Here is a 17,821-nt window from a genome sequence, read left to right on the forward strand (position 1 = left end):
TTGCGCGCCCCGCGGTTCAGAGGGCGTGCAGCGGCTTTCCGGCCAGTGCCAGGAAGGCTTCGCCCAGCGCCTCGTTCTGCGTGGGGTGGGCGTGGATGAGCGGCGCGATGTCTTCGGGGTACGCCTCCCAGTTGACGACGAGCTGCGCCTCGGCGACGAGTTCGCCGACGCGACCGCCGATCATGTGGACGCCGACGACGGGGCCGTCGACGACGCGGACGACCTTGATCGAGCCGGAGGTGCCGAGGATGTGGCTGCGGCCGTTGCCGGCGAGGTTGTAGTCGTAGGCCGAGACCTTGTCGGCGCCGTACTTCTCGACGGCCTTCGCCTCGGAGAGGCCGACCGACGCGACCTCGGGGTCGGAGTAGGTGACCTTGGGGATGTGCACGTCCTCGATCACGACGGGCTTGAGGCCCGCGATCTCCTCGGCGACGAAGATGCCCTGCTGGAAGCCGCGGTGTGCGAGCTGCAGGCCGGGCACGATGTCGCCGACGGCGTAGACGCCGGGCACGTTGGTCTCGAGGCGCTCGTTGGTGAGCACGTAGCCGCGGTCCATCGCGACGCCGACCTCGTCGAAACCGAGACCCTGGGTGACCGGGCCGCGGCCGACGGCGACGAGCAGCAGGTCGGCCTCGACGGTCTCGCCGTTCTCGAGGGTCACGACGACCCCGTTCTCGTCCTGCGACACGCTCTGGAAGCGCACGCCGAGCTTGAAGTCGATGCCGCGCTTGCGGTAGGCGCGCTCGAACTGCTTGCTGATGGCCTCGTCCTCGTTGGGGACGAGGTGGGGGAGCGCCTCGATGATCGTGACGTCGACACCCCACGACTTCCACACGCTCGAGAACTCGACGCCGATGACGCCACCGCCGAGGACGGCGACCTTCTTCGGTACGAAGTCGAGCTCGAGCGCCTGCTCCGACGTGATGACACGGCCGCCGATCTCGAGGCCGGGGAGGGTGCGCGACTGCGAACCGGTCGCGAGCACGACCTTCTTGCCGGTCACCGTGGTGTCGCCCACCTGGACCGTGGTGGGCGAGGTGAGACGGCCGGAGCCCTCGATCACCGTGATGCCGCGGGCCTTGATGAGGCCCTGCAGGCCCTTCCACTTGCTCTGGACGATGCCCTGCCGGTAGGCGGTGACGGCCGAGATGTCGATGCCCTCGAACGTCGCCGTGACGCCGTACTTCGCGGAGTCGCGCGCGGCGTCCGCGATCTCGGCGCTGTGCAGCAGCGCCTTCGTGGGGATGCAGCCGACGTGCAGGCAGGTGCCGCCGAGCTTGTTCTTCTCGATGAGACCGACCGACATGCCGAGCTGGCTGGCTCGCAGCGCCGCGGCGTAACCACCGCTGCCTCCGCCCAGAACGACAAGATCGAAATTCTGCTCAGGCACCCAGTAACTCCCTCGTGCGGATCAGTGCGAACGGCCGCCGGCGGGGTGGGCGGCGGGCCAGTGAGGGCGAGACGAACTCGCCCTCGTCGACCCTACTACTTCGCGCCCGAGAGCTCGTCGGCGAGACCCAGCAGGCTGCGCACGGCGATGCCGGTCGCGCCCTTGCCGACGTAGCCGTATCCGCCGCCGTCGTTCGTCGCCGGTCCGGCGATGTCGAGGTGCGCCCACGGGATGCGCGCCTCGTCGGTGCCGCCGATGAACTCGCGCAGGAACACGCCCGCGAGCAGCATGCCGGCGGCGGTGTTCCCCGGCCGCGCGTTGACGAGGTCCGCGACGTCGGAGGAGATGAGGGGACGCAGTTCCGCGGGCAGCGGCATCGGCCACAGCAGTTCGCCCGCGTCGTCCGCGATCGCGACCACCCGGTCCACGAGCTCCTTGTCGCCCATGATCCCCGCGTAGCGCAGGCCGAGCGCGACGCGAGCCGCTCCGGTGAGCGTCGCGACGTCGACGATCGCGTCGGGCTGCTCCTCGCTCGCCGCGACGAGACCGTCGGCGAGCACGAGACGGCCCTCGGCATCGGTGTTGAGCACCTCGACCGTCGTGCCCCCGCGCACCGTGATGACGTCGTTCGGTCGTACGGCGGAGCCGGAGGGCATGTTCTCGGCGAGGCACAGCCACGCGGTGACCCGGACGTCGAGGCCGAGGCGCGCCGCCGCGAGCGTCGCGCCGAGCACCGTCGCGGCGCCCGTCATGTCGTACTTCATCCCGACCATCGAGGCCGCGGGCTTGAGCGAGAGGCCGCCGCTGTCGAACGTGATGCCCTTGCCGACCAGGGCGAGGTGCTTGCGGGCACCTTCCGGCGCGTAGCGCACGACCGCGAGCCGCGGGCCGCGGGTCGACCCCGCGCCGACGGCGAGGATGCCGCCGAAGCCGCCGTCGGCGAGCGCCGCCTCGTCGAGCACCTCGATCTCCACGGGCAGTCCCTCCGCGAGCTCGCGGACGCGTTCGACGAAGGTCTCGGGGTAGAGGTGCGAGGGAGGGGCGGCCACCAGGTCGCGGACGGCACGGACCGCGTCGCCCACGGCGCCGGCGCGCTCGACGAGCGCCGTGTCGTCGATGCTCGACGCCACGAGGATGCGGGCGGCCGGCTCCTGGGCGGCGGTGCGTTCCGCCTTCCGCCAGCTGGGCATCACGTACGCGCCGAGCGCGGCCCCTTCCAGCACCGCGAGCGCCTCCTCAGGGGTACTGGCGGGAAGGGCGAGCCCGATGCTCTCGACACCGAGCAGTTGGCGCGCCGCGGCACCGGCCGCGTTGCGCAGGGCCGTCGCGTCGGTGCCGTTGCCGAGGCCCACGAAGGCGACCGAACCGGCGGCCACGCCGGCCGGTGCGGGGATGCGCCGCACGTCGTCGACGGCGCCCGTGAAGCCGATCGACGCGGGCAGCGCGGCGAGGTCCCCCGGCCAGCCCTCACCGAGCAGGGCGGGACCGTTGCCCACCCCCACGACGAGCACGTCCACGTCGAGTTCGAGGGGCGATCGGGGGTCGAGGGAGAGTCGGGGGGCCGTCATCCGGCCATGGTATCCGCGGCGTGTTCGCTCTGGGCGCGCGCTCACGGGCGAGGTCGCAGGGGGTCACGCGGATACGATGAACGGATGCGTGATCCGGCCGGACTGTACGAGTTGAACGACGCGATCGGTGAGGTGCCGACGGGTCTGCCCCTCGTGGCGGGCTTGACGGGATTCGCCGACGCCGGAGGTGCGGTGAGCCAGTTCAGCGAGTACCTGCTGACGACGCTCGAGCACCGGGTGGTCGCGACCTTCGACTCCGACCAGTTGCTCGACTACCGTGCGCGTCGCCCCACGATCTACTTCGATCAGGACCACCTCACCGGCTACCAGCCGGCCGAGCTCAAGCTCTACCTCGTCGAGGACGAGCTGGGCACCCGGTTCCTGCTGCTCACCGGCTACGAGCCCGACTTCCAGTGGGAGCGGTTCACCTCCGCCGTTCTGCAGCTGCTCGACCGGTTCGAGGTGTCGACCACGACGTGGGTGCACGCCATCCCGATGCCCGTGCCGCACACCCGCCCGATCGGCGTGACCGTGAGCGGCAACCGCGCCGATCTCATCGAGAGCCTCTCGGTGTGGCGGCCGCACACCCAGGTGCCGGCCAACGCCCTGCACCTCGTCGAGTACCGGCTGCAGCAGCTCGCGCATCCGACCGCGGGTTTCGTGCTGCTCATTCCGCACTACCTCGCCGACACCGAGTACCCGCTCGCCGCGCTCAGCGCCCTCGAGAGTGTGAGCGCCGCGACCGGGCTCATCTTCCCGACCGACCGCCTGCGCGAAGAGGGGCGCGACTTCCTCGCCCGCGTCGACGACCAGGTGCAGGGGAACGCCGAACTGCAGAAGCTCGTGGCGACGCTCGAGGAGCGCCACGACTCCTACATGGAGGACAACCCCCTCCGGTCGCCGCTGACCGACATCGACGGCGAGGTCCCGAGCGCCGACGCGATCGCCGCGGAGCTGGAGAAGTTCCTCGCGGGTCGTCGCGACGACGACGGCAGCAACTGACGCGCTCCTAGGCTTGACCGTGTGAATTCCGCGCGCGCCTGGGTCGTCTACGGGGTCGCGGTCTTCGCCTACGTGACCGCCGTGCTGCAACGCACGACGCTCGGCGTCTCGGGAGTGCAGGCGACGGACCGCTTCTCGGTCGACGCCACCACCCTCTCGAGCCTCACCGTCGCGCAGCTCGTCGTCTACGCGGGACTGCAGATCCCGGTGGGCGTGCTGCTCGACCGTGTCGGACCGCGCGTGCTCATCGCGGGGGGCGCGGTGCTCATGGCCGCCGGGCAGAGCGTGCTCGGGCTCGCCCCCGACATCGGGCTCGCCGTGCTCGGTCGCATCCTCGTCGGAGCGGGCGACGCGATGACCTTCATCTCGGTCATCCGCCTGCTTCCGTCGTGGTTCGACGGTCGCGTGCTGCCGCAGGTCTCCCAGTGGACCGGCACCGTCGGCCAGTTCGGGCAGGTGCTCTCCGCGCTGCCGTTCGCGCTGCTGCTGCACGACCTCGGTTGGAGTGCCGCGTTCCTCTCCGCCGGCGCTCTGGCCGCCCTCTCGGCGGTGCTCGTGCTGCTGCTGGTCGACAACGGGCGGGAGGTACCCGCGTTCTCCGGTCCGATCACCCTGCCGACGAAGGCGCTCACACGGCTACGGGATGCGCTGGGCCGACCGGGTACGCAACTCGGTTTCTGGTCGCACTACGTCACGCAGTCCTCCGGCACCATGCTCACCCTGCTGTGGGGGTTCCCGTTCCTGTCCGTCGCCCTCGGCTACGGGGCGTCGGGCGCCTCCGCGATGCTCATGCTCATCGTCGTCGGGGGAGTGCTGTCGGGTCCCGTGCTCGGGCTGCTCACCGCGCGATTCCCGATGCGCCGCAGCAACATCGTGCTCGGCATCGTCGCCGCGATGGGGGTCGCGTGGGCGATCGTGCTCGCCTGGCCGGGCAGACCTCCGCTGTGGGCGGTCATCCTGCTCTTCGTCACGGTGGCGGTCGGCGGTCCCGGCTCGCTCATCGGTTTCGACTTCGCCCGCACCTTCAACCCGCTGCGCAGCCTCGGCTCGGCCAACGGCGTCGTCAACGTGGGCGGATTCCTCGCGAGCTTCGTGATGATGTTCCTCGTCGGTCTCGTGCTCGACGGGCTCGACCGCGCCGCGGGGGGCAGCGGGGCGCCCGAGGAGCTGTACTCGTTCGACCACTTCCGTCTCGCGTTCCTCGTTCAGTACGTGATCGTCGGGATCGGGGTGGTCTTCCTCGTCTCGGCTCGCCGTCGCACGCGGCGCAAGCTGCACGAGGAAGAAGGAATAGAAGTGGCCCCCATCTGGGTTGCACTGATGAGGAGATGGCGCCGCCGTTCGGCAGGTTGAGGCGACCGTCCGGTCGGCCGGCGAGCCCGATCCGTGCCATAATCGATTATTGAAGACCCGGTCTGTCCCGTGTCATCGTCCGCCTCTCCCCGGCGGTCGAGCCCAGGACTTGACATGGGTCTTAGTACTGCCCGAAAACTTTGAGAGGTGCGCATGGCGACACGAACGACGGCCGCGAAGGCGAAGGCCGAGACGTCGCAGAACGCCGATGCGGTCGAGGAGACCGAGACCACGACCACGGCGGCGAAGAAGCCCGCTCGTAAGCCGGCGGCGAAGGCCGCCCCCAAGACGAAGGCCACCCGTTCGACGAAGGCCACCAAGGCCGCGGACGACACCGACGACGAGGAGCTCGACGGCGAGCCCGTGATCGACGAGGCGGACACGCCGGATGTCGTCGCGGACACGGCCGATGTCGAGACGGCGGACGAGCCGGTCGTCGAGGAGACGAAGGACGCGGAGGAGTCGGACGACGAAGAGTCGACGGGCAAGGACGAGGAGCTGCCCACCGGCGCACTCCGTCTGACCTCCACCGACGACGAGGACGAGGTCCCGGTCTACTCGGCCGCGATCACCGGCGCGACGGCGGACCCGGTCAAGGACTACCTGAAGCAGATCGGTAAGGTCGCGCTCCTGAACGCGGCCGAAGAGGTCGAGCTCGCGATGCGCATCGAGGCGGGCCTGTTCGCCGAAGAGAAGCTGTCGCAGATGGCCGAGGCCGAGAAGCGGTCGCAGCTGGGCCGCGAACTCGCCTGGGTCGCGAAGGACGGGCAGCGCGCGAAGAGCCACCTGCTCGGCGCCAACCTGCGTCTCGTGGTCTCCCTCGCCAAGCGCTACACCGGCCGCGGCATGCAGTTCCTCGACCTGATCCAGGAAGGCAACCTGGGCCTCATCCGTGCCGTCGAGAAGTTCGACTACACGAAGGGCTTCAAGTTCTCCACCTACGCCACGTGGTGGATCCGTCAGGCGATCACCCGCGCGATGGCCGACCAGGCGCGCACCATCCGCATCCCGGTGCACATGGTCGAGGTGATCAACAAGCTCGCCCGCGTGCAGCGCCAGATGCTGCAGGACCTGGGTCGCGAACCCACGCCCGAGGAACTGAGCCGCGAACTCGACATGACCCCCGAGAAGGTCATCGAGGTGCAGAAGTACGGTCGCGAGCCGATCTCGTTGCACACTCCGCTCGGTGAAGACGGCGACAGCGAGTTCGGTGACCTCATCGAGGACACCGAGGCGGTCGTGCCGGCGGATGCGGTGGGCTTCACGATGCTGCAGAAGCAGCTCGAGAGCCTGCTCGATTCGCTGAGCGAGCGCGAGGCCGGAGTCATCCGGATGCGCTTCGGGCTCGGTGACGGCATGCCGAAGACCCTCGACCAGATCGGCGACACGTTCGGGGTCACGCGCGAGCGGATCCGCCAGATCGAGTCGAAGACGATGGCGAAGCTGCGCCACCCGTCGCGGTCGCAGTCGCTGCGCGACTACCTCGAGTAAGCCGTGAAGTACGCCGCTGCGGTCCTCGTCGGCCGCGGGGTGCGCACGCTCGCACGCCTGCGGAAGCGCGGGGGCGGCTCCGCCGTGCCCGGACTCGTCGTCAACCGCATCGCGCCGCGGTTCCTCGCGGACACGCTGCGCTCCTTCCCCGAGGGACTCGTGGTCGTCTCGGGCTCGAGCGGCAAGTCGACGACGACCAAGATGCTCGTCGCCGTGCTCGACGCCCACGGGCGCCGCGTGTTCACGAACCCCTCGACGGCGAACATCGCCCAGGGGCTCACCTCGGCGCTTCTCGAGCGCACGAGCCTCGCCGGGCGTATCGACGCCGACGTGGCGGTGCTCGAGATGGACGAGGCCCACGGGGCGCGCATCGCCCCGGACCTCCGTCCGAAGCTGTCGGTGCTGACCAACGTCATGACCGACCAGATCGACCGGTTCCACGACTCCGAGCAGGTCGCGCGTCACCTGCGCACGATCGCGACCTCGACGACCGACGCGGTCGTCCTCAACGCCGACGACGGCTTCGTCGCAGCTCTCGCCGGCGAGATCGCCTCCCGCGTGCGGGTCACCCGGTTCGGGGTCACCGACACGGTGCTCGCGGGTCTCCCGCGCGGTCTGGGGACGACCCGCACGAGCGACGCACGCACGACCGACGGGCTGATCATCACCGCCGTGGGGGATCGCACCGCGACCGTCAGCTGGGCGGGGGAGAGCGCCGAGGTCGGGCTGCCGGCCCGCGGCGTGCACTACGCCGTCGACGCGGCGGCGGCCCTCGCGGGCGCGGCGACGCTCCTCGGCGACGCGTTCTCGTTGACGACCGCGGTCGCCGCGATCTCGGCGATGCCGCCCGTCTTCGGGCGCGGCGAGGTGCTCACCGTGCGCGGCCGCGAGGTGGAGTTCGTGCTCGTGCAGAATCCCACGAGCTTCCAGCTCAACGTCGACCACCTGCCCGAAGAGCTCGACCAGGTGCTCGTCGCGATGGGCTCCGACGTGCGGGACCCCGGCTACTTCTGGCCCGTCGACGCGCGGAGGCTCCGCCGGGTGCACACCGTGACCGGGTCGAAGGCGCCCGAGATGGCCCTGCAGCTCGAATACCAGGGAGTGCCCGTGCAGAAGGTCAGCACCGACCTGCCGCGCGCGGTCGACGAGTTCCTCGCTCTGCCCGAACCGGTGGCCGGACGCAAGACGATCGTGTTCACCGCCGACCCCATGCGTCGCATCCGCGCCCACCTGGGGCTGCACTCGTGAGCGCCGTGCTCGCGCTGCTGCCGCAGCTCACCAACGTGAACGGCGACGCCGAGAACGCCCTCGTGCTCGCCCAGCGCGCCCGCTGGGCCGGCGTGCCCGCCGACGTCGTGCCCGTGGGGACGGCGGAGGACCTGCCGTCGGCGCGTCCCACGGCGATCGTGCTCGGCTCCTCGACCGACGGCGACCTCGCCGCGGTGCGCGACGGGCTGGCTCCGCTCCGGGCCGCGCTCGACGCATGGCTCACCGACGGCGTGCCGGTGCTCGCCGTCGGCACCGGCCTCGAACTCCTCACCCGCGAGGTGGACCTCGGTGCCGGGAACGCCATCCCGGGGCTCGGTCTGATCGCCGCTCGTGCCGTGCCGCTCTCCCAGCGCGCATCCGGCGACCTGCTCGTCGACTCCCGCCACGGTCGCCTCGTCGGGTACGAGAACCACGCCCGCCGGCTCGTGCTCGAGGCGGGCACCTCGGCCCTGGGCCGCGTCGCGCACGGCGTCGGTGACGGCGACGGCGCCGACGGGGTGGAGGTCGGATCCCTCATCGGCACCCGCCTGCACGGTCCGGTGCTCGCGAAGAACCCGGCCATGGCGGATGCCCTGCTCACCGCCGCACTCGGCGAGCGGTACACGACCGCCGCACCCGAGTTCTCCCGCATCGACCGCTACGCGGCCGACGCACGACTCGCCATCGCGGCGAGCGTGGGTCTCACCGCCTGACGCCACAGATACGACGAACGCCGGGCACCCGAAGGTGCCCGGCGTTCCGTGTCAGTGGTCCTGTGTCAGGGGATCAGGCGCGCTGCCCTTCGAGCAGTCGGCTCGACTCGTCGTGCCAGGCGAGCGCCTTCTCGGAGAGCTTCTCCTTGAAGCGCGCCGCGTGGTGAGCACAGAAGAGCAGCTCGCCGCTGCTCATCGTCACACGCACGTAGGCCTGCGCCCCGCAGCTGTCGCACCGGTCAAGGGCGGTGAGGCTGCGGTCCTGAGCGAGCTCGTTGGTAACTGCACTCTCGGTAGTCATCTGAGACATCGGCTGCTCCTTACGGGCTCGGATTGCGGAAAGGCCGCGTGCGTCAATCAAAACACGTCGAACATGGGGATGGGCGCCATACGGGCTGCATTTCGCTGAACGCGTAGCCACGGCCTGGTGAGGGTGTCGCGGCGCGGGATGCGTTCCGGCCCTCGTTACAGTGGAACGTCGTGCGCGATCAGCGCATTCCCGTCCCGATCGAGGAGCTCCGTGGCGTCATCCGATTACTCCGCACGGCATCTGTCGGTGCTCGAGGGATTGGAGGCGGTCCGCAAGCGCCCGGGCATGTACATCGGGTCGACCGACTCCCGCGGGCTCATGCATTGCGTGTGGGAGATCATCGACAACTCGGTCGACGAGGCCCTCGGCGGCCACGGGTCCGACATCGAGGTCGTGCTCTACGCCGACGGCAGCGTCGAGGTGCGCGACCACGCGCGCGGCATCCCTGTCGACGTCGAGCCGAAGACGGGTCTCTCCGGCGTCGAGGTCGTGTTCACCAAGCTCCACGCGGGCGGCAAGTTCGGCGGCGGCTCGTACGCGGCCTCCGGCGGTCTGCACGGTGTGGGAGCCTCCGTCGTCAACGCGTTGTCCGAGCGACTCGACGTCGAGGTCGACCGCGACGGCAAGACCTGGGCGATGTCGTTCCACCGCGGGGAGCCGGGGGTGTTCACCGACACCGGTGACCCCTCGCCGGACGCGCCGTTCGCGCCCTTCGTCTCCGGCAGTGAACTGCGCGTCGTCGGCAAGGTGCCGAAGGCGCGCACCGGCACGCGCATCCGCTACTGGGCGGACCGCCAGATCTTTACCCGCGGAGCGACCTTCCAGCTCGAGGAGCTGCTCGCCCGGGCGCGGCAGACCGCCTATCTCGTTCCGGGCCTCGGAATCGAGATCCGCGACCTGCGCGGGGAGACCCCGACCGTCGAGTTCTTCCGGTTCGAGGGCGGGATCGCGGAGTATGTCGAGCACCTCGCCATCGACGGGCCGATCACCGACGTCTGGCGCATCCAGGGCACCGGCACCTTCTCGGAGACCGTGCCCGTGCTGCAGCCCAACGGGCACATGGTGCCGACCGAGGTGCAGCGCGAGTGCGAGGTCGATCTCGCGCTGCGCTGGGGCGTCGGCTACGAGACGGTCTTCCGCAGCTATGTGAACATCATCGCCACCCCGAAGGGCGGCACGCACCAGGCGGGCTTCGAGGCGGGCCTGCTGAAGTTCCTCCGCAGCGAGGTCGACAAGAACGCGCGCCGGCTCAAGGTCGGCAACGACAAGCTCGAGAAGGAGGACGTGCTGGCCGGGCTCACCGCCGTGCTCACCGTCCGCCTGCCGGAGCCGCAGTTCGAGGGCCAGACGAAGGAGATCCTGGGAACCCCCGCCGTCCGCTCCATCGTGTCGAGCGTGCTCACGAAGGCGCTGGGGGAGCGGTTCTCGAGCCCCAAGCGCGACGACAAGGCGCAGACGGCCCTCGTGCTCGACAAGATCGTCGCCGAGATGAAGAGCCGCATCTCCGCGCGCGCACACAAGGAGACACAGCGCCGCAAGAACGCGCTCGAGAGCTCTTCGCTGCCGGCGAAGCTCGTCGACTGCCGCTCGAACGACGTGCAGAACAGCGAGCTGTTCATCGTCGAGGGCGACTCCGCCCTGGGAACCGCCAAGCTCGCGCGCGACTCCGAGTACCAGGCGCTCCTGCCCATCCGCGGCAAGATCCTCAACGTGCAGAAGGCGTCGGTCTCCGACATGCTCTCGAACGCCGAGTGCGCCTCGATCATCCAGGTGATCGGCGCAGGCTCGGGACGGAGCTTCGAGATCGACCAGGCCCGCTACGGCAAGGTCATCATCATGAGCGATGCGGACGTCGACGGCGCCCACATCCGCACCCTGCTGCTCACGCTGTTCTTCCGGTACATGCGGCCGATGATCGAGCAGGGCCGCGTCTTCGCGGCCGTGCCTCCGCTGCACCGCGTCGTCGTGATGAACCCCGGCTCGAAGCCCAACGAGACGATCTACACCTACTCCGAGCAGGAACTCGCCGGCGTGCTCGCGGGACTCAAGCGCACGAACAAGCGCTACCAGGACCCCATCCAGCGCTACAAGGGCCTGGGGGAGATGGACGCCGACCAGCTCGCCGACACCACCATGAGCCGCGCCCACCGCACCTTGCGCCGCGTGCGCGTGACCGACGCGGAGCAGGCGGCGCACGTCTTCGAGCTGCTGATGGGCAACGACGTGGCGCCCCGCAAGGAGTTCATCATCGGCGCCGACGTCGACCGCGAGCGCATCGACGCCTGATCCGGCGCGCAGCCGCATCGCACCAGCGACAGCGGGGCGCGTCCGCCCTCGGGTGCGCTGTGCCGGTTCCCGCGTGCAGCGGGAGCGGAACGACGGCCCGACACCCCGAGTCCGAGCGCCGACACGCCGGGCACCGCGTCGGGCATCCGCTCTCGCTGCCGCCCCCGGCCCGCCCCGCCCCGGCCCGACGAACTGATCGCCCCCGACACGAGAAGGGCCCCGCATCCAGCCGGATGCGGGGCCCTCGTCGTCAGAGGAACAGTCGGATCAGTGGTGACCGCCGTCGCCGTGGTGTGCGGCGACCTCGATCTCGCCCTTGGTGACCGGAGCGATCCGGTCCTCGAAGAACCAGCGGGAGAGGCCGGCGCGCACGCGCTGGCCCACGCCGATGCGTCCACGCGAGTCCGGACGGATCATGTGCGGGCGGTTCTCCTCGAAGCTCACCAGTCGCCAGCGCTCGTACTCGTCGAGCTGCTGGTGCACCTCGATGTACTCGCCGCCGGGGAGGCGCACAATGCGGCCCGACTCGTAGCCGTGCAGCGCGATCTCGCGGTCCTTGCGCTGCAGCGCGAGGCAGATGCGCTTGGCGACGATGAACGCGATGATCGGGCCGACGATCAGCAGCACCTGCATCGTGTGGATGACACCCTCGATGCTCAGCGCGAAGTGCGTCGCCATGAGGTCGGAGCTCGCCGCGGCGAACATCACGCAGTAGAACACGATGCCGGCGGCGCCGATCGCGGTGCGGGTGGGCGCGTTGCGCGGACGGTCGGCGATGTGGTGCTCGCGACGGTCGCCCGTGATCCAGGCCTCGATGAACGGGTACACCGCGATGAGCACGATGAATCCACCGAGGATGACGACCGGCACGATGATGTTCATCGAGAAGGTCCAGCCGAAGAGGATGAACTCCCAGTGCGGCGGGATCAGGCGCAGCATGCCGTCGGCGAATCCGATGTACCAGTCCGGCTGCGTACCGGCCGAGACGGGGGAGGGGTCGTACGGGCCGTAGTTCCAGATCGGGTTGATCGTCACGAGCGACGCGATGAGCGCGATGACGCCGAACACGATGAAGAAGAAGCCGCCGGCCTTCGCCGCGAACACCGGCATGATCGGCACGCCGACGACGTTCTCGTTCGTGCGGCCGGGGCCGGCGAACTGGGTGTGCTTGTTCACGATCAGCAGCAGCATGTGCACGCCGAGCGCGGCCACCAGGATGGCGGGCAGCAGCAGGATGTGCAGCACGTACAGGCGCGCGACGATGTCGGTTCCCGGGAACTCGCCGCCGAAGAGCAGGTACGAGATCCAGGTCCCGACGACCGGGAGGCCCTTGACCATGCCGTCGATGATGCGCAGACCGTTGCCGGAGAGCAGGTCGTCGGGAAGCGAGTATCCGGTGAAGCCCTCGGCCATGGCCAGGATGAACAGCACGAAGCCGATCAGCCAGTTGATCTCACGCGGCTTGCGGAACGCACCGGTGAAGAACACGCGCAGCATGTGCAGCACGATCGAGGCCACGAAGAGCAGGGCCGCCCAGTGGTGGATCTGCCGCATGAGCAGACCGCCGCGGATGTCGAAGCTGATGTCGAGCGACGACGCGTAGGCGATCGACATCTCGATGCCGCGCATCGGCGCGTACGACCCCTCGTACTCCACCTCGACCATCGAGGGCTGGAAGAAGAACGTCAGGAACGTGCCCGAGAGCAGGATGACGACGAAGCTGTAGAGCGCCACCTCGCCGAGCATGAACGACCAGTGGTCGGGGAAGATCTTGCGACCCAGCTCCTTGACCAGTCCCGACATGCTCGTGCGCTCGTCGATGTAGTTCGCCGCCCACCCGGTGAACCGGGTACCGCGGCTCGGCACGACCGGACGCGACGGCGCTTGCGCCTGCGGGGTCGTGGTGGTGGTGGGGTTCTCTGTGGTGGTCACAGCTCGCGCTCCCAGAAGGACGGCCCGACGGGCTCGGTGAAGTCGCTCTGCGCGATGAGGTAGCCCTCGTCGTCGACCGCGATCGGCAGCTGCGGAAGCGGCCGCGCCGCCGGGCCGAAGATGACCTTCGCCTGGTCGGAGACGTCGAACTGCGACTGGTGGCAGGGGCAGAGCAAGTGGTGGGTGTGCTGCTCGTAGAGGGCAACGGGGCATCCGACATGGGTGCAGATCTTGGAGTAGGCGACGATGCCGTCGTACGACCAGGACTTGCGGTCCTCGGACTCCTTGAGCTCTGCGGGGTTCATGCGGACGAGGAGCACGGCCGCCTTGGCCTTCTCCTCCAGCTTGTGGTGGGACTCGTTGAGCCCCTCCGGGATCACGTGGAACACCGAGCCGAGCGTCACGTCGGACGCGCGGATGGGGGAGCCGTCGGGATCACGCGTGAGACGGACGTTCTTGTCCCAAATCGTGTGCTTGAGGAGCTTGACCGGGTCCGCAGCCGGGGCGAGGTCGCGGAACAGCACGACCGCCGGGATCGGCGTCGCCACGAGCGCGCCGATGAGCGTGTTGCGCAACAGGGCGCGACGGCCGAAGCCGGACTCCTTGTTGCCGAGGGCGAAGACCTCGACGGCCTTGGCGCGGGTCGCGTCGCTGCCGCGCGTGCCGTGACGCTGCTCGACGAGATCGTGCCCGTCCATGAGCGCCTTCGACCAGTGCACGGCACCGAGACCGATGCCGAGCAGACCGAGCGTGATGCCGAGTCCGAGCAGGAGGTTGCTCAGGCGCACCGAGCCCATGTCGCCCTCGGTGATCGGGAAGGCGATGTACGCCGCGACCGCGAAGACGCTGCCGACGATGGATGCGTAGAACAGCCACACGACGCGGCGCTCGGCCTGGGCATCCTTCTTCGGGTCCACGTCGGTGACGCGGGGCCGGTGCGGGGGGAATCCGGGGTTCTCGAACGAGTCGGAACGCACGACGGCGGTGCCGGAGGAGACCTCAGGGTGCTCGCTCCTCGCAACGTCCTTGCCGGGCTTGGCGTCGTTCACGCCCGAGTCCGGTTCGGCGCTGTCGTCCTGCTTCGCCATGGTGTCCTTCCAGTGAGTGCGGGTCGTCGGGGGTCAGTTGGAGCGGGCGGTCAGCCAGATCGTGATGCCCACGATCGCCCCGAGACCGAAGATCCAGATGAAGAGGCCCTCTGCCACTGGGCCGAGACTGCCGAGGTCGACGCCACCGGGCGACGGGGCGGAAGCCCACTCGGTCAGGTAGGTGATGATGTCGGCCTTGTCCTCGGGCGTGAGGTTCAGGTCGTTGAACACCGGCATGTTCTGCGGGCCGGTGACCATGGCCTCGTAGATGTGCACGGCGCTGACGTCCTTGAGGTTCGGCGCGTACTTGCCCTCCGTGAGCGCACCGCCGGCGCCGGCCACGTTGTGGCACATCGCGCAGTTGATACGGAAGAGCTCGGCGCCGTTGGCGGCGTCGCCGTCGGACTGCAGGTACTCCTCGTCGGGGATGGCCGGCCCGGGGGCGAGCGACGCGACCCACGCGGCGAGCTTGTGCACGTCCTCTTCGCTGAACTGGGCGGGCTTGTCCGGGGCCTGCGGACCCGTTGCGGCCATCGGCATGCGGCCGGTGCCGACCTGGAAGTCGACGGATGCGGCACCGACACCGATGAGGCTCGGGCCTGCCTCGGTGCCCTGGGCGTCGAGGCCGTGGCAGCTCGCGCAGTTCGCGGCGAAGATCTTGCCGCCCTCGTCGACCATCTCCTGGGTCGCTTCGGTGGTGTCGGCCGTGGCCGATGTCGTGAACATCGCGTAGGCGCCGCCGGTGGCCAGCAGACCGACGAGCAGCAGCGCAGCCGAGGCCAGCGGGTGCCGACGGCCGGAGGTACGGGGGGAGCGTGTCTTCTTCGCCATGCGGGGGATCCGGTCCAATGCCTTACTTGAGGAAGTAGATGATGAGGAACAGCGCGATCCACACCACGTCGACGAAGTGCCAGTAGTACGACACGACGATGGCGCTGGTGGCCTCGCGATGCGTGAACGTCCTCACCGCGTAGGCACGGCCGATCACGAGAAGGAAGGCGATGAGTCCACCGGTCACGTGCAGACCGTGGAAGCCGGTGGTGATGTAGAAGGCCGACCCGTACGAGTTGCTGGTGAGGCTCACGTACTCGCTGACCAGAAGCGAGTACTCGTAGGTCTGGCCGATGATGAAGATCGCACCCAGCAGATAGGTCAGGTAGAACCACTCGATCATGCCCCACTGCGTGGGCTTCCACCCGGTGCGGCGGTGCTGCAGGCGCTCGGCCGCGAAGACGCCGAACTGGCACGTGACCGACGAGAGCACCAGGATCACCGTGATCGTGAACGACAGCGGGATGTTGAGCTTCGCCGTCTCGTGGGCCCACAGATCGGGGGCCATCGAGCGCAGCGTGAAGTAGATCGCGAACAACCCGGCGAAGAACATGACCTCGCTGCCGAGCCAGACGATCGTTCCGACTTGGACGACGTTGGGACGGTTGATCATCGGGGCGCCCAGAGAGCGCGGCAAGGGGGTGCTGGTCACCACACCATTATGGACGATCCGGAGCACCCCCCGTACCGCGCCGCACCCCTTGAACGCACTGACGGGCCTATCCTGGCCACATGCTCGCGACCCCCGATTGGCCCGGCCTGCTGACCCGCCTCCTCGACGGCGACGACCTGACCATCAGCGAGGCGTCGTGGGCCATGCGGCAGGTCATGGCAGGCACCGTGACGCCCGCCCGGCTCGCGGCGTTCCTCGTCGCGCTGCGCGCGAAGGGCGAGACCGTGGACGAGGTCGTCGGGTTCCGCGACGCGGTGCTCGAGAACGCGCTGCCGTTCGACGCCGACCCCATGGCCCTCGACATCGTGGGCACCGGGGGCGACCGGTTCGGCACGGTGAACGTCTCGACGATGTCATCGGTGGTCGCCGCGGCGGCCGGAGCGCGCGTGGTGAAGCACGGCAACCGCGCGGCGAGCTCGGCGTCCGGCTCCTCGGACGTGCTCGCCGCCCTGGGCATCGATCTCTCCCTGTCGCCCGCGCGTGTCGCCGAGGTGCTCGAGGAGGTCGGCATCACGTTCGCGTTCGCGTCGGCGTTCCACCCGGGCTTCGCGAACGCCGGGCCGGTGCGCAAGGAGCTGGGCGTGCCGACGGTGTTCAACTTCCTCGGTCCGCTCTGCAATCCGGTGCGGCCGGAGGCGAGCGCGGTCGGCGTCGCGAACGCGGAGAAGATCCCGCTGTTCGTCGGGGTGTTCCAGACGCGAGGGGCGACGGCTCTCGTGTTCCGTGGCGACGACGGGCTCGACGAGATGACCACCACGGGTCACAGCCACGTCTGGGAGGTGTCGCGCGGACTCGTGACCGAACACGACATCGACCCGCGCGAGCTGGGTCTCGCCCGCGCCGAGATCCAGGACCTGCAGGGCGGGGATGCGGCGCACAACGCGGCGATCGCGCGGGCGGTGTTCGCCGGCGACCGCGGCCCCGTGCGCGACATCGTGCTGCTCAACACCGCCGCGGGGCTCGTGTCGTGGGACCTGGCGAACGATCCGGAACTCGTGCAACGGGACATCCGCGAGCGTTTCGCCGAGAAGATCGCGGTCGCCGAGTCGACGATCGACTCGGGCGCGGCAGCGGCGAAACTGGACGCGTGGGTGGCTGCCGCGGGGGCCTGACCGGCCCGCTGTGGACTTGCTGGGGGTGCGCGCGCGACACGCCGTCGTGGCCCGCCGACTCGTAGTGTCGAACATATGTCCGACTCGAACTCCCCCTCCTCGAACGACCCGTCCGACTCGAACGGCGCCGAGATGCTCGGCGCCGCAGGCCCGGAAGCCGATCCCGCGGTGAAGGACACCTCGCAGTGGGTCACCGGCGATGAGCCGATGACCGCGGCTCAGCGAAGCTACCTCGACACCCTCGCCCGTGAGGCCGGGGAGGAGATCTCCGCGGACCTCACCAAGGCCGAGGCATCCGACCACATCGAGCGCCTCCAGCAGAAGACGGGCCGCTCTCAGGACTGACGCCGGCCGGGTCTCGTCAGGACCCGTCGAGGTAGAGCCAGCGTCCGCCTTCGCGACGGAAGCGGCTGCGCTCGTACTGCTCTCCGCGTTCCGTCCCGGCGCGCCACATGGCGCGGAACTCGACGACCCCGTCGGTCTCGAGCGGCCCTCCGCGTTCTCGCGCGAGGACGTCCAGCCGATACCACCGCAACTCCGGATCCAGCTCGAGCGAAACCGGCCTCGTCGACGGGTGCCAGGTGTCGAGCAGGTACTCCGCCTCGCGACGCACGTAGGCGCTGTACCTCGAGCGCATGAGCTGTTCCGCCGTGCCCGCCCTGCGCTCGGCGCGATGGAGCGGGCCGCAGCACTCGTCGTACGGCAGTCCGCTCAGGCACGGGCAGCGTTCCATCCGTCGATTCTCGCAGGCACCGGGGAAGGTGCAGGGTGATCGCGCAGGAAAAACTTAGCCATTGCGCTAACTATTTCTTAGGTGAATACTT

16 protein-coding genes are annotated in these 17,821 nt (G+C 69.5%); 8 read left to right on the plus strand and 8 right to left on the minus strand.

What is annotated here, in order from left to right; genetic code table 11:
• Positions 1–16: 16 nt before the first annotated feature.
• Both lpdA and CLV46_RS08375 read right to left on the minus strand, forming a co-directional pair.
• Positions 17–1,390: a dihydrolipoyl dehydrogenase gene (gene lpdA, locus CLV46_RS08370; RefSeq protein WP_100364347.1), complete on the minus strand. Its 1,374-nt coding sequence runs from the start codon at positions 1,388–1,390 to the stop codon at positions 17–19.
• Between the two features lie 95 nt (positions 1,391–1,485).
• Positions 1,486–2,958: a leucyl aminopeptidase gene (locus CLV46_RS08375; RefSeq protein ID WP_100364348.1), complete on the minus strand. Its 1,473-nt coding sequence runs from the start codon at positions 2,956–2,958 to the stop codon at positions 1,486–1,488.
• Between the two features lie 84 nt (positions 2,959–3,042).
• On the opposite strand from CLV46_RS08375, the gene CLV46_RS08380 reads away from it, so the two are divergent.
• The 5 genes from CLV46_RS08380 (at position 3,043) to CLV46_RS08400 (ending at position 8,765) form a co-directional block, all read left to right on the plus strand.
• Positions 3,043–3,960: a proteasome assembly chaperone family protein gene (locus CLV46_RS08380; protein WP_100364349.1), complete on the plus strand. Its 918-nt coding sequence runs from the start codon at positions 3,043–3,045 to the stop codon at positions 3,958–3,960.
• 21 nt (positions 3,961–3,981) lie between these two features.
• Positions 3,982–5,313: an MFS transporter gene (locus CLV46_RS08385; RefSeq protein ID WP_100364350.1), complete on the plus strand. Its 1,332-nt coding sequence runs from the start codon at positions 3,982–3,984 to the stop codon at positions 5,311–5,313.
• A gap of 153 nt (positions 5,314–5,466) precedes the next feature.
• Positions 5,467–6,804 carry an RNA polymerase sigma factor gene (locus CLV46_RS08390; RefSeq protein WP_211282169.1) on the plus strand — a complete coding sequence of 446 codons (1,338 nt, stop codon included), beginning with the start codon at positions 5,467–5,469 and terminating at the stop codon, positions 6,802–6,804.
• Positions 6,805–6,807: 3 nt separating this feature from the next.
• Positions 6,808–8,052 carry a MurT ligase domain-containing protein gene (locus CLV46_RS08395; RefSeq protein WP_100364352.1) on the plus strand — a complete coding sequence of 415 codons (1,245 nt, stop codon included), beginning with the start codon at positions 6,808–6,810 and terminating at the stop codon, positions 8,050–8,052.
• Entirely contained in the window at positions 8,049–8,765 is a 717-nt protein-coding gene (locus CLV46_RS08400; RefSeq protein ID WP_157802275.1) for a cobyric acid synthase, read from the plus strand. Before CLV46_RS08395 ends, CLV46_RS08400 begins: the two co-directional genes overlap by 4 nt.
• 73 nt (positions 8,766–8,838) lie before the next feature.
• On the opposite strand, the gene CLV46_RS08405 is transcribed toward CLV46_RS08400, so the two are convergent.
• Positions 8,839–9,075, minus strand: coding sequence for a DUF7455 domain-containing protein (locus CLV46_RS08405; protein WP_100364354.1), 237 nt, complete (start codon positions 9,073–9,075; stop codon positions 8,839–8,841).
• Between the two features lie 210 nt (positions 9,076–9,285).
• Here CLV46_RS08405 and CLV46_RS08410 point away from each other — a divergent pair, with 210 nt between their 5' ends.
• On the plus strand, positions 9,286–11,361 hold the full coding sequence (locus tag CLV46_RS08410; protein WP_100364355.1) for a DNA gyrase/topoisomerase IV subunit B: 2,076 nt from the start codon (positions 9,286–9,288) through the stop codon (positions 11,359–11,361).
• Between the two features lie 267 nt (positions 11,362–11,628).
• On the opposite strand, the gene qcrB is transcribed toward CLV46_RS08410, so the two are convergent.
• From qcrB to ctaE, 4 genes are read right to left on the minus strand one after another with little or no spacing between them, the layout of a single operon-like run.
• Positions 11,629–13,293 carry a cytochrome bc1 complex cytochrome b subunit gene (qcrB, locus tag CLV46_RS08415; RefSeq protein WP_425430406.1) on the minus strand — a complete coding sequence of 555 codons (1,665 nt, stop codon included), beginning with the start codon at positions 13,291–13,293 and terminating at the stop codon, positions 11,629–11,631.
• Positions 13,290–14,381 (minus strand): cytochrome bc1 complex Rieske iron-sulfur subunit, encoded by a 1,092-nt coding sequence (qcrA, locus tag CLV46_RS08420; RefSeq protein WP_100364356.1) that lies wholly within the window; start codon positions 14,379–14,381, stop codon positions 13,290–13,292. Before qcrA ends, qcrB begins: the two co-directional genes overlap by 4 nt.
• Positions 14,382–14,414: 33 nt before the next feature.
• Positions 14,415–15,212: a cytochrome bc1 complex diheme cytochrome c subunit gene (gene qcrC / locus CLV46_RS08425; RefSeq protein ID WP_100364357.1), complete on the minus strand. Its 798-nt coding sequence runs from the start codon at positions 15,210–15,212 to the stop codon at positions 14,415–14,417.
• Between the two features lie 22 nt (positions 15,213–15,234).
• On the minus strand, positions 15,235–15,825 hold the full coding sequence (gene ctaE / locus CLV46_RS08430) for an aa3-type cytochrome oxidase subunit III (RefSeq protein WP_100365968.1): 591 nt from the start codon (positions 15,823–15,825) through the stop codon (positions 15,235–15,237).
• 119 nt (positions 15,826–15,944) lie between these two features.
• Between ctaE and trpD the strand changes: the two genes are divergently transcribed.
• Together trpD and CLV46_RS08440 are read left to right on the plus strand one after the other, a co-directional pair.
• Positions 15,945–16,997, plus strand: a complete 1,053-nt coding sequence (gene trpD, locus CLV46_RS08435) for an anthranilate phosphoribosyltransferase (protein ID WP_100364358.1) — start codon at positions 15,945–15,947, stop codon at positions 16,995–16,997.
• Between the two features lie 75 nt (positions 16,998–17,072).
• Entirely contained in the window at positions 17,073–17,342 is a 270-nt protein-coding gene (locus CLV46_RS08440; RefSeq protein WP_100364359.1) for a DUF3072 domain-containing protein, read from the plus strand.
• A gap of 16 nt (positions 17,343–17,358) precedes the next feature.
• On the opposite strand, the gene CLV46_RS08445 is transcribed toward CLV46_RS08440, so the two are convergent.
• On the minus strand, positions 17,359–17,730 hold the full coding sequence (locus CLV46_RS08445) for a YchJ family protein (RefSeq protein WP_100364360.1): 372 nt from the start codon (positions 17,728–17,730) through the stop codon (positions 17,359–17,361).
• Between the last annotated feature and the right edge of the window lie 91 nt (positions 17,731–17,821).

Source organism: Diaminobutyricimonas aerilata (assembly GCF_002797715.1).
Classification (GTDB): Bacteria; Actinomycetota; Actinomycetes; order Actinomycetales; family Microbacteriaceae; genus Diaminobutyricimonas; species Diaminobutyricimonas aerilata.